This is a genomic window from Mycobacterium gordonae (genome assembly GCF_017086405.1).
GTDB lineage: Bacteria > Actinomycetota > Actinomycetes > Mycobacteriales > Mycobacteriaceae > Mycobacterium > Mycobacterium gordonae_D.
Genome location: NZ_CP070973.1, coordinates 1,254,960 through 1,266,812, shown reverse-complemented (window position 1 = coordinate 1,266,812; position 11,853 = coordinate 1,254,960). Strand labels below are relative to the sequence as shown.

At 66.6% G+C, this 11,853-nt stretch carries 13 protein-coding genes; 4 read left to right on the top strand and 9 right to left on the bottom strand.

Annotated features, from left to right (window positions below):
* Nucleotides 1-298 precede the first annotated feature (298 nt).
* Nucleotides 299-943 (bottom strand): TetR/AcrR family transcriptional regulator, encoded by a 645-nt coding sequence (locus tag JX552_RS05510; RefSeq protein ID WP_205876444.1) that lies wholly within the window; start codon nt 941-943, stop codon nt 299-301.
* Nucleotides 944-1,183: 240 nt separating this feature from the next.
* On the opposite strand from JX552_RS05510, the gene JX552_RS05505 reads away from it, so the two are divergent.
* Together JX552_RS05505 and JX552_RS05500 are read left to right on the top strand one after the other, a co-directional pair.
* Complete coding sequence (locus JX552_RS05505) at nt 1,184-1,555, top strand: DUF3060 domain-containing protein (RefSeq protein WP_205876443.1); 372 nt, start codon at nt 1,184-1,186, stop codon at nt 1,553-1,555.
* Between the two features lie 46 nt (nt 1,556-1,601).
* The gene (locus JX552_RS05500; protein ID WP_205876442.1) at nt 1,602-2,099 is read left to right on the top strand and encodes a DUF3060 domain-containing protein; all 498 of its coding nucleotides are present in this window, start codon (nt 1,602-1,604) and stop codon (nt 2,097-2,099) included.
* Here JX552_RS05500 and JX552_RS05495 read toward each other — a convergent pair.
* The 6 genes from JX552_RS05495 to JX552_RS05470 form a co-directional block, all read right to left on the bottom strand.
* Entirely contained in the window at nt 2,096-2,863 is a 768-nt protein-coding gene (locus JX552_RS05495) for a crotonase/enoyl-CoA hydratase family protein (protein ID WP_205876441.1), read from the bottom strand. The genes JX552_RS05500 and JX552_RS05495 overlap by 4 nt on opposite strands.
* Nucleotides 2,860-3,582 carry a PaaX family transcriptional regulator C-terminal domain-containing protein gene (locus JX552_RS05490; RefSeq protein WP_205878255.1) on the bottom strand — a complete coding sequence of 241 codons (723 nt, stop codon included), beginning with the start codon at nt 3,580-3,582 and terminating at the stop codon, nt 2,860-2,862. Before JX552_RS05490 ends, JX552_RS05495 begins: the two co-directional genes overlap by 4 nt.
* A 16-nt stretch (nt 3,583-3,598) precedes the next feature.
* Nucleotides 3,599-4,537 (bottom strand): crotonase/enoyl-CoA hydratase family protein, encoded by a 939-nt coding sequence (locus JX552_RS05485; RefSeq protein WP_205876440.1) that lies wholly within the window; start codon nt 4,535-4,537, stop codon nt 3,599-3,601.
* Nucleotides 4,534-6,162, bottom strand: a complete 1,629-nt coding sequence (locus JX552_RS05480) for an acyl-CoA dehydrogenase family protein (RefSeq protein ID WP_205876439.1) — start codon at nt 6,160-6,162, stop codon at nt 4,534-4,536. Before JX552_RS05480 ends, JX552_RS05485 begins: the two co-directional genes overlap by 4 nt.
* A 128-nt stretch (nt 6,163-6,290) precedes the next feature.
* Nucleotides 6,291-6,782, bottom strand: coding sequence for an MFS transporter (locus JX552_RS05475; protein WP_205876438.1), 492 nt, complete (start codon nt 6,780-6,782; stop codon nt 6,291-6,293).
* Nucleotides 6,779-6,961, bottom strand: a complete 183-nt coding sequence (locus JX552_RS05470) for a hypothetical protein (protein ID WP_205876437.1) — start codon at nt 6,959-6,961, stop codon at nt 6,779-6,781. Before JX552_RS05470 ends, JX552_RS05475 begins: the two co-directional genes overlap by 4 nt.
* 221 nt (nt 6,962-7,182) lie before the next feature.
* Here JX552_RS05470 and JX552_RS05465 point away from each other — a divergent pair, with 221 nt between their 5' ends.
* Nucleotides 7,183-7,848, top strand: a complete 666-nt coding sequence (locus tag JX552_RS05465; protein ID WP_205876436.1) for a TetR/AcrR family transcriptional regulator — start codon at nt 7,183-7,185, stop codon at nt 7,846-7,848.
* Between the two features lie 15 nt (nt 7,849-7,863).
* Here the strand turns inward: JX552_RS05465 and JX552_RS05460 are convergent, their stop codons facing one another.
* On the bottom strand, nt 7,864-8,619 hold the full coding sequence (locus JX552_RS05460) for a deoxyribonuclease IV (RefSeq protein WP_205876435.1): 756 nt from the start codon (nt 8,617-8,619) through the stop codon (nt 7,864-7,866).
* 53 nt (nt 8,620-8,672) lie between these two features.
* Between JX552_RS05460 and JX552_RS05455 the strand changes: the two genes are divergently transcribed.
* Entirely contained in the window at nt 8,673-10,631 is a 1,959-nt protein-coding gene (locus tag JX552_RS05455; protein WP_277396040.1) for a neutral ceramidase, read from the top strand.
* 151 nt (nt 10,632-10,782) lie between these two features.
* On the opposite strand, the gene JX552_RS05450 is transcribed toward JX552_RS05455, so the two are convergent.
* Entirely contained in the window at nt 10,783-11,841 is a 1,059-nt protein-coding gene (locus JX552_RS05450; RefSeq protein ID WP_205876434.1) for an aromatic ring-hydroxylating oxygenase subunit alpha, read from the bottom strand.
* Nucleotides 11,842-11,853: the final 12 nt, after the last annotated feature.

Genomic DNA, 11,853 nt, shown 5'->3' with positions numbered 1-11,853 from the left:
TACCGGCTTTCTGTGTTGCTGTTCTTGTGGTGCTTATCGAGTGCGCTGTTCAAAAGTTCCTGTACTGCAGTTATGCCCCTCCGCGGAATAACTTCATCACCCCGCGGCCGGGCGTGTCGCATGCGTTTGCCCGGAATCGATCATCCGTTGCACTGTGGACACGCGAATTGGCCCGGCATTTACGCCCCCTACTTCAGGCGTCGTTAGCCGCCAGGCACGAGGTCCCACAATACCCGTCCGGAGTCTGGCAGGTCAAAAGCGCCTCCGCGCGGTCGTCCCGGCCGGTCTCCGGCCCGCGTCAGGGCGTCTCGGCCGCCTGCACGGTGCGCCGATCCATCCCGGCCGCCAGGCGCAGCACCATGTCGGTGAACACGGCGTCGGTGTCGATCTCGTCCATCACGCCGGTCATCTCCAGCAGTACGAATCCGTGCATCGCCGACCAGAACTCCAGTGCCGCATAGAAAGCCTCCTCGCCCTGCAGGCCGTAGGAGGACAGCACCGCGATGACCGGTGCGGCCGCACCCCGGGTCACCGCCGTGTATTCGGGGTCGTCACCGCCGAGTGGCATCCGGGTGAATGCGGAGTACCTCCCGGGGTGATGGTGTGCGTAGCTGCGGTAGGCGCCGGCCATCACCAGGACGGCGTCGTCACGGGAGCGCCCCTCCCCCACGCGGTTGAGCATCGTGATGATGTCGTCGATGACCCGGATGCGTACGGCACGGCGCAGATCCTCGAGGCTGTGCACGTGGTTGTACAGCGACGGTCCCTTGGTCCCCAATTGGGTCGCCAGGGCATTGATCGTCAGGGAGTCCCAACCCTCCCGGTCCAGGAATGTCAGGGCGCCGTCGACGATGCCCTCACGGCTCAGCTTCGCTTGACGGGCTCCCGACTTCCCGCTGCGCGCACGGCCACCACCGGACGGTGGCTCCGGCTGAGCTGCCATGGCGGTTTCACCCTTCGATAGGCCGGCCCTGCGCGCCCGGGCTCGCGTGACGTGAGAGATAACTAATGACTCTAGTTGACTCGCACCGGGTCGAAGGGTGGGCGCTCCGAGGTCGCGGCAGGCGCGTTGGCTGTTTGGAAAAGAAATGCGCACATGGGCTGTCGTCGCGCAGTTGGATACACGTAATCTCAATCGAGGTCTCATCGAGCAGACCACCCACCCAACGAAGGGGGGCCCGCAGTGAAATGGACAACCGCCGTGGGAACGCTGGCTGTCTGCGCCGCGAGCGTCGTCGCCGTACCCGCCGCGCCTGCGGCACACGCCAAGAACGGCGACACCCATATCACCGGGCAGGGCGTCGAGACCACGATCGACTGTGGCGACGCCACCCTCATCGTCAACGGGACCAACAACATCGTCACCGCCAAGGGCAGCTGCTGGGCGGTCACCATGATGGGGACCGGCAACACGGTCATCGCCGACACAGTCGTCAACGACATCACCGTGTACGGCTATGACGGGACCGTGTACTTCAAGAACGGCGACCCCGTCATCTGGGATCGCGGCCGCGAGCTGGGGATGGTCAACAGGATCCAGCGAGTAGGGCCCTGAGCCGGCAAGTGTGACAGTTTCCAAAATCGAGAGGAATCGAGAAACCATGCGCGCCAACGGAACTGCCAACACCTTCAGACTGGCCGGCGCGGCTCTGGCAACCGCGGCCGTCGCCGCCGCCGTGGGGCTGGCCGGTTGCAGCTCTACGGCCGGGCCGCCCGGGGGCAGCACGTCGTCCTCGACCAAGTCGTCGACCACCACCAGCAGCGGGGCCGCGGAGACGACCAGCAGCACCGGTGTCCTGCCGACCGGGAGCACTTCGGTCCAGGTGGGCGACACCGTCGTCTACGCGTCTATGGGGCAGACCGCCACGATTGCCTGCGAAGAGGGTAAGTCGCTCAATGTGACCGGGTCGGACAACACGCTGACCGTCAACGGCAACTGCGAGACGGTGAGCGTCGGCGGCACCAAGAACAAGATCACCGTCGACAAGGTCACTAAACGCATCACGGTGCTGGGGATGGACAACACCATCACCTATAAAGACGGCGACCCGGAGATCAACGAAATCGGTCCCAACAACAAGATCACCAAGGGCGGTTAAGTAGCCGGTGCGCCGTGCCGGCCCGCGCCGCCGGCGAAGCGTCCGGCGCCCTCCAGCGCCTCGGCGGCCACTCGGGAGATGCTGGCGAACTCCAGGTCCATCGCCGCGGACTCCGGCAGGCCCCACTGGTGCAGCGCCGACAGCCGGTCCGACCGCAGACATTGCTGCGGCAATGCGGCCAGCTCGGCGGCCAGCTGCTGGGCAGCTTGGCGCCCTTGACCTTTGGGCACCACCCGGTTGGCCAGACCGATCGCCAGCGCCTCTTCGGCCTTGACCCCGCGACCCGTCAGAATCATGTCCATCGCACGGCTGTGCCCGATCAGGCGTGGCAACCGCACGGTTCCGCCGTCGATGAGCGGCACTCCCCAGCGCCGGCAGAACACGCCGAAGACGGCGTCCTCCTCGGCCACTCGCAGATCGCACCACAACGCCAGCTCCAGGCCGCCGGCCACGGCGTAACCGTCGACCGCGGCGATCACCGGCTTGGACAGCATCATGCGCGACGGTCCCATCGGGCCGGGACCGGTCCGGTGCACGGAGTTGGCTTGCGGTGTGCCGAATGCCTTCAAGTCCGCTCCCGCACAGAATGTTCCGCCCTCGCCGCACAACACCGCCACCGACGCGGTGTCGTCGCGGTCGAACGTCTCGAACGCCGTGTGCAGCGCAGCCGCTGTCGGGCCGTTGACCGCATTGCGGGCCTCGGGCCGGTTGATGCACACCGTGGTCACCGGGCCGTCACGCTCCACCCGCACCAAATCGCTCACGTCGCCTCCTGAAGTTGGGTCGTATCACGCAGTTCCGCCAGTTCGGTGGCGAAGTCGTGGTAGGCCGCCCGCAACCGCGCGCCCGGCCAGTCCGCGGGCAGCAGTTCCTCGGGCAGGATCGGATCGGAGTTGAGGTGGCGCACCATGGCCGCTGCCACCACGAAACGACCGGGCATGTCCGACGCTTGACCGATCTCCTCGAGCAACCGGTGGCCTTCGGCGGCCCACCCGGCCAAGTCCCACAGTTGCGCGGCCAGTTCCGCCGGGGCGTCGTCACGGGCCAACAGCACCCGCACTCGGGCCGCAACGTCCGGCGCCAACTGCAGGTCGAGGTTGTCCGGGCGCATCCAGACACCTTCCCGCAATTCGCTGAAACGTTTGTCGTGCATGGTGTTTCGGAGAGAAGCACGGGTACGGGGGTCGGTGCCGACACTAGTGACGACGACGAGGTGCCAGTCCCCGCGCCAGGCCCGGGTTCGCGGCCGCATCGCCTCATCCTGCCGGCGTTGACGGGCCAGCAAGCGGTCGGAGAGCCGATAGCCGTCGGCCGAGCGGATCAGATCACCGGCACCGACCATGCGGGTCAGCGCCACCCGCAGCGTGGCTTCCTTGATACCGAAATCGGTTGTGAGCCGGACCAAGTCGCTGGCGGTGGCCCAGGCCGGGTGCGCCCCGAGCAATACGCTGAGCACCACCGACCGGGCGGTCATGCGGGCCAACGACGTGGGCACTGCCTTACACCTGGGAGGCTCGCCGGCCGTGATCGCCGAACGGTTCGTCGCGGTGCTTGACCGCTTCGCGGAAACCGTGCTCGACCGCGTCGGCGACAAATGCGTGCCCCTCCGCTGTGTGCCGGGCCACTCCGTCGAAGACCGTGCTGACCATGCGGCTGGTGGCGACTCCCTGCTGCAGCAACGGGGCATTGAGCGCGAGCTTGATCATGATCAACTGGTTGACCGGCAACGCGGCGATCCTTGCCACCAACCGCTCGGTGCGGGCGTCGAGATCGGCGGGATCGGGCGCCTCGACGGCCAGGCCCCACTCGGCGGCCTGTGCGCCGGTGATGCAGTCACCGGTGAGCAACAGCCGCTTGGCGCGCTGGTCACCTAACCGGTGCGCCCACAGACCCGCGGCCGGGACACCCCACACCCGGGTCGGCGGGTAGCCGATCTTCGCGTCGGCGGCGGCGATCACCTGATCGGCATGCAGCGCGATGTCGGTGCCACCGGCCACGCAGTAGCCGTGAATCTTCACCACCGTCGGCTTGTCGGCGTGCATCAGGCTGGAGAAGCCGCGCACGAATCGGCTCATCATCTGGTAGTCGATCATCGGGTCCCACGGCTGGTTCGGCAGGTGGTTGACCGCCTGCGTCTTCCCGTCCAGCACCGTGCCGTGGTATCCGCCTTCCTGGCCCGCCGACCCGGTCCGGTCGGCGTAGGCGGACAGGTCGAAACCCGCGCAGAACCCCTCGCCGCGGCCAGAAACCAGAATGACGTGGACATTGGGGTCCAGGTCGGCACGCTCGACCAGGGCCGCGAGCTCCAGCGGGGTGTCGGCGACGATCGCATTGCCCTTCTCGGGCCGGTTGAAGGTGATGCGCGCAACCCGGTCGGTGACCTCGTAGGTCATCGTCTTCAGGTTGTCGAAATCGACCGGTCTGATCGCGTGGGTCATCCTTTGACCAGCGCACGCTCGATGATCGGCGCCAGGTCCAGACCGCTCGGCATGGTGCCGAACGCCCCGCCCCACTGCCCGTCCAGCCGAGTGGCCAGGAAGGCTTCGGCGACCGCCGGGTGGCCGTGGCGGACCAACAGCGATCCCTGCAGCGCCAGGCAGATGTCCTCGGCCACCTTGCGGGCCCGGTATGCGATCGTGTCCAGATCGGCCAGCTGCTCGCGCAGCCGCTCGACGTGGGCGTCCTGCCTGGCGTCCTGGCCCGCGGTCTGGGCCAGTTCGTCGAACAGCACCTCGACGGACTCGGGCCGAGTTGCCATGGCGCGCAACGTATCCAGCGCGCTGACATTGCCCGAACCCTCCCAGATGCCCATCAGTGGGGCCTCCCGGTAGAGCCGCGGCATGCCGGAGTCCTCGACGTAACCGTTGCCGCCCAGGCATTCCAGCGCCTCGGCCGCATGCGGCGTGGAGCGCTTGCACACCCAGTATTTGCTGGCCGCCAGGCCGATGCGGCGCAGCAGCGCCTCCCGCTCGTCGCCCCGGGCGGCTTTGTCGGTGGCTCCGGCCATCCGCATCGCCACCATGGTGGCGGCCTCGGCCTCGACCGCCAGGTCGGCCAGCACATTGCGCATCAGGGGCTGATCAATCAGGTAGGCACCGAACGCCTTTCGGTGTTGGGCGTGATACGTGGCGCGGGTGAGTCCGGTGCGCATGCTGGTGGCGCTGCCCAGCGTGCAGTCCAGGCGGGTGAGGTTGACCATCTCGATGATGGTCGGGACGCCACGGCCCTCCTCGCCGACCAGCCACGCGGTGGCGTCGTCGTATTCGACCTCACTGGATGCGTTGGCGTGGTTACCGAGTTTGTCCTTGAGCCGTTGCAGAAACATCCGGTTGCGGGAGCCGTCGGGCAGGATGCGCGGCAACATGAAGCAAGACAAGCCGCCCGGCGCCTGGGCGAGTACCAGGAAGATGTCGCACATCGGCGCCGACGTGAACCACTTGTGACCGCGCAGGCTGTAGGTGCCGTCGCCGTTGGGCAACGCCTGCGTGGTGCCGGCCCGCACGTCGGAGCCGCCCTGTTTCTCGGTCATCGACATGCCCGCGGTGATGCCGCGCTTCGTGGCGGCCAGCTTCAGCTCCGGGTCGTACTCGCGGCTGGTGAGCAGCGGTTCGTACACGGCAGCCAGTTCGGGATTGAATCGCAGCGCCGGCACCACGGCGTAGGTCATCGAGATCGGACAGATGTGACCCGCCTCGACCGTCCAGACGGACGTCTTGGCGGCCCGCACCACGTGGGCCCCCGGCCGGTCGTCGGCCCAGGGGGCCGCGTGCAGGCCGTGCGCGATCGCGGTGCGCATCAGTTCGTGGTACGCCGGGTCGTACTCCACTTCGTCGACGCGGTGCCCGACCCGGTCATGGGTGTGCAGCACGGGCCGGTTGCGGTCGGCCAGCTCGCCCCAACGTTGCGCCTCGCGACCACCCGAGAGAGCCCCGAGCTCGGTCACCTCATCCAGTCCCCACTGCCCACCCTCGCGGATCAGGGCCTCGATGAGAACGGGCGAGGAGGCCGGGTTGTGATTCTCCAGCGGCGGCACCTGGTTGGTCACGACATGCGTATCTGGCATGTCGCCAATGTTACATTTTCCCTACAACCGCACAAGAGGTGTAACGGGCGCGTGGACGCCGGCGGCCGCGGCACACGTGAGCGCGGTCGATCGCCAGGCAGGAGTCCCGCATCGGCCGGTGCGCGGAGTCAATGGAACACGAAGACGGTGATCGCCGCCGCGGCGCGGATCAGAGCGGCGAGCACGGCGGGGTGGGTCCAGCCGCGGTCCGCACCCTCGATGAGGCCGTACACCAGCGCGCCGACACCCAGGGCGCTCAATCCGGCGCCAGGGAAGTCCGGGGCGGGTTGCTCGGCGCGTCTGGTGTCGGGCACGACGATGAGCGTGACGACGAGGCAAACCCCCGCCAGGGCGGTGGTGCCGATGAATGTGGAGCGCCACGAGTAGTGCTCGAGCAGGACACCGCTCAGCAGCAATCCCATGATCGATCCCGCGCTGGCGAATCCGACCCAGATGCCGACCGTGCGGACATTGCGATCGGCACGCGCCACAGCGGTGATCGTCGACATGGCGCTGGGCATCACGAGTGCCGCACCGAAGCCCATGATCACCCGGGCGATCATGACCAGGTGCGGCGAGCCGGCCGCTGCCGCCAGCGCGTTGGCCAAGCCGAAGATCAACTGCTGACGGCCAGCGTGCGGCAGTGACCCGCCTCGTCACCGATGGCTCCGGCCGGCAGCACCAGCGCCGCGAGTGCAACCGTGGGCGCATCGGCGATCCAGGTCAGATCGGTGGCGCCGGCCCCTTCGTGGAGCGTGATGTCGGGTAGCGCAACGTTGACGCCGGCAACGGCCGACATGACGACGACAAGGGCGCCGCAGCAAGCCAGAGCCACACTTCGGGGATCACTGCGTAAAACGCTGCGTTCTACATTTTCGCGTGCCATGACAACCGCCTCATACCTTGTTGGTGAAGATATCTTCACCAACAAGGTATGAGGCGGTCAAGATTTAATGAATATTTCTTCAGAAATCAGGTAGGCTCGGGGCCCGAACATTCCCGATCTCCGGAGCGGCCACGTTGGACCCCGTCGTCAAACCACCCAATCGCATCGAACGGCGCAAGCGGCGCACCCGCGCGGCGCTGATCACGGCCGCCCAGGGCTTCATCGCCGCCGGCACTCCTCATGTGCCGATCCAGGACATCTGCCAGGCCGCCGACGTAGGTGTGGGCTCCTTCTACAACCATTTCGAGACCAGGGACCAGCTGTTCGACGCCGCGATAGACGAGGCTCTCGACGCGCACGGCGCCCTGCTCGACGCGTTGACCGCATCCATCGAGGATCCCGCCGAGAGGTTCGCCTTCAGTTTCCGGGTAACCGGACGCATGTTCCGGCGGCCGGAGAGTCGGATGGTCCTCAATCACGGCCCGGAACTGATCACCGAAGAACGGGGCCTGGCGCCGCGCGCCAGGCGTGATATCGAAGCGGCGGCCGAGTCCGGGAGATTTCAGGTGGCCGATCCCAAACTGGCCATGGCGGTCGCGGCCGGGGCTTTGCTCGGACTGGGACAGCTGGTGCAGACCGAGCCTGAGCGCGACGCCGCCCAGACCGCCGATCAGGTCACCCAAGACCTGCTGCGGATGTTCGGCGTAGCCGCCGACGACGCACGCGAGTTGTGCAGCCAGTCGCTCCAGATCGGTGGGATCGATGTGGCGGATCTGTTGGAGCAGCGCGTCACCGGCTAGCGGACTTCGGGTGCGTCAATCGATGGCGTTGTCACGCAGGAAAGCGATGTCGTCCTTGCGGCCCTCGTCGGCGGTCTCACAGATGACCGGGGCGTCCGCGGCCCTGACGACCGCGACAAGCAACCCGGGGTCGATCTGGCCGGTGCCGAAGTTGGCGTGCCGGTCTGCCCCGGATCCGGCCGCGTCTCTGGAGTCGTTGCAGTGCACCAGGTCGATGCGGCCCGTCAGTGCCTTGATGCGGTCGACCGCGTCGATCAGCGCCTCGCCGGCCGCCCAGGCGTGACAGGTGTCCAGACAGAAACCAATTCCCTTGTCGCCGATGTGGTCCCACAACCTGCCGATGGTGTCGAAGTACCGAGCCATCGCGTGGTCGCCACCCGCGGTGTTCTCCAGGTAGATCTGCATGTCGGTTTCCAGGTAGTCCAGCGCTTTGACCCAGCGTTCGAAGCCGGCCTCCATGTCGTTGTCGTCGGCATGACCGCCATGCACGATCACTGCGGTGGCATCGATCGCCGCAGCCGCGTCACAGGTGTCTTGCAAGATCTTGCGGGACGGAATGCGGATTCGGTTGTTGGCCGACGCGACATTGATCAGATACGGAGCGTGCACGTACAGCGGCACGCTCGAGCTTTTCAGCGCCTCGGCGTCATCGCGCGGCTTCGGTTTCTTCCAGCTCTGTGGGTTGCCGAGAAAGAACTGCACCACGTCGGCACCGTCTGCCTCGGCTGCGGCAAGGGGGTCGTCCTGGCGAACATGCGAACCGATGAGCACTTGCCCAGTCTAGTGAGGCCGTCGCGCGGGGAGCGAAGCATAAGGTGTTGAGCGTGACGGACGAGGCAACGCTTGCGGTGGGACTGTCGGTGGGGCTTTCGGTTGGGAGAGGCATCTCGGATATCACCGGCGAGGCCGCCGAATGCGGCATGCTCGGGTACGGCAAGACGGGCCAACTCACCGCTGGTATCCACCTACGGTTGCGGTCGCGCGCATTCGTCTTCGCCGAGGCCACACCGGGAGGCGCCCGGGTCCTGCTGGTGGTCGCCGAGCTGCCGCTGCCGATGCAGAACGTGACCGACGAGGTGCTGCGCCAGTTGGCGAGGTCATACGGCGATACCTACACCGCACAGAACACGCTGATCACCACCACACACACCCACTCCGGACCCGGCGGTTATTGCGGACACCTGCTGTACAACCTGTCCACCAGTGGGTTCCGCCCGGCAACCTTTGCGGCGATCGTGGACGGCATCGTCGAATCGGTGCGCTTTGCCCACGACGATCTGGCACCCGCACAGGTGGCGGTGTCGCACGGCGAGTTGCACGGGGCGAGCGTCAACCGCTCACCGGCCGCCTTCGATCGCAACCCGGTTTCCGACCGGCAGCACTTCCCTGACCGCATCGACCCGCACACCACCCTGATTCAGATCGATCGCGGCGAAAAGACCGTGGGCACAATACATTTCTTCGCCACCCACGGCACCAGCATGACCAACCGCAACCTGCTCATCTCCGGAGACAACAAGGGTTTCGCCGCCTATCACTGGGAGCGCACCCATTGCGGTGCGGACTACCTCGCCGGCCAACCCGAATTCATCGCGGCCTTCGCGCAGACCAACCCGGGCGACATCAGTCCGCACGTCGGCGGGCCGATCGGATACGGCCCGTCCCGGGAAGCCGACGAATTGGAGAACACCCGTCAGATCGGCCTCTCCCAGTTCGAGGATGCGTTCGGACAACTCGACAGGGGCACCCCAATCGGCACCGGCGTCGAGTCCAGGCTCACCTACGTCGATCTCAGTGCCGTGGAGGTCAGCGGACAGTACACCCCCGACGGTCAACTGCGCCGTACCGGGCGACCCATGATCGCCGCGGCGATGTTCGCCGGGACCGACGAGGGCGAAGGCTTTCCCGGGTTCCGGCAAGGCCAGGGACGAAACCCGTTCTGGGACAGGCTATCCCGTGGCATATACCGCGTGGCCGGCAAGCTGCGTTCGGCACAGCAGCCCAAGGGGTTGGTCATTCCGGCACACCTGGTGAACCGGCTGCAGCCTTTCATTCAGGAGGTCGTTCCCGTCCAGCTGCTGCGAGTCGGACGGCTCTATCTGATCGGCATTCCCGGCGAGCCAACGATTGTCTCGGGTCTTCGACTACGTCGCACAGTGGCGTCGATCGTCGGCGCCGACCTCGATGATGTGCTCTGCGTGGGCTATAGCAACGCCTACATCCACTACGTGACCACGCCCGAGGAATACCTGGAACAGCGTTACGAAGGCGGCAGCACCCTGTTCGGCCGATGGGAGCTGCCGGCGCTGATGCAGACCGTCGCCGGACTCGCCGAGGCCATGCGCGACGGCCGCCCGATGACGCCCACGGCCCGCCCCCGGCCGCACAAGCCCCGCAGCTGGCTGCGGGGGGCTCCCGCCGACACCGGGTCCTTCGGCGCGATCGTCGCCGAGCCGGACGCGACATACCGTCCGGGCGACTCGGTCGAGGCCGTGTTCGTCAGCGCCTACCCCAGCAACGACGTCCACCGCAACCGGACCTTTCTCGAGGTGGTCCACCTCCGCGGTAAGGACTGGGTACGAGTCGCCGACGACGGCGACTGGTCGACCACCTTTCGGTGGGAGCGCGAAGGGCGCAGCGGCTCGCGGGTGCGGCTACGGTGGGACATTCCGGCCGATGCGGCGCCCGGACACTACCGCATCGTGCATCACGGGGTGGCCCGCGACACCTACGGCAGGCTCGAACCTTTCCAGGCGACGACGCACGAGTTTTGCGTGGGCTAGCCGTTATTACCCTATTACTCGTCAACGGTCTGGTTCTTCGGGTTCGGTCCGGCATGGGGCAGCTGGGCCGACCGCGGCAGAATCCGTCTCCGACTGACGATGGGCAGCCCGGTGCGGGAATTAGCACCGGCCGCGCAAGTGAGACGGGCCGTCAGGCGACCTCAGAAGATTGGCTCGACTTCTCATTGCCCATGAGAGCAAGTATTCGCCGAAACTCTACGGAGAGCCGGTCCGCTTTCGTGTGGAGGTCAGCCGACAGGTCGAGGGGAAACTGCACCCCAGACAGTGCCCGCTCCAGCCACTCCCAATCCTCCTCCCAGATCATCTGCTCGTACTTGCCGAACATCTCGGCCTGGTGGGCATCTTCGGTCGCCGATCCGGTCACCGACTTGTACACCCGGGAACTGTCGCGGTCTTTGGGCTGGACAGCAAGGGTGATGAAGTGCCACCCCCCTGCGTCTGGGTACTCGATGCACAGCGTTCCGGTAAACGGCGGCCAGTAGCGGTAGGTCAGCCGGCGCAGCTGTACCTCCGACCGGAGACCCTGATGCACGCCCGAGTCGATTCGGTTGGTGAAGCTGTGTTCGGTCGTTGCCGTGAATCCCATGCCGCACCGCTGGAATTCACGGCGCTCGATAGGCTCTGGGCCGGCGCCGCCAATGGTCGCCGTGTGCACGAATGGCACGTGAGCTTCATCGAAGAAGTTTTCGATGAGGAACGCCGGGTTGACCCCCACCTCCGTGGGCGGCAGGAACTCGATGCCACAGTTGGCTTGTCCCCGCGGAGGCGCAAGGTCGGGCAGGGTCGCCCGCGGCGCACTCGGCGCCAACCACACCAGGCCGTCTTGTTCAGCCACCGCCGCCGGCCGACGCAGCGCCGAACGCGCCGGAATCGACGCTCCATCACCAAGGGCCGGAATTTCCACGCAGGCACCGTCGGCGGCGAACCGCCATCCGTGGTACCCACACCGCAGCGTGTCCGCAACGATCTCACCAGCCGAAAGCCGCGCCCGCCGGTGCGGACACGAATCGGCGAACGCAACCACGACGCCATCCAGGCGGCTCAGCACCCACTGCTGCCCGCCGAGCACAATCCCAACCGGCGCTTCGGCGACCTCCGAAGACAGCGCTACGGGGTGCCAGAACTCCACGAAAGCCGGATGTGTATCCGCGAGTTGACCGGCAGTTTCGCTCGCGCCATCATCAGCCACGGCCCCTGAATA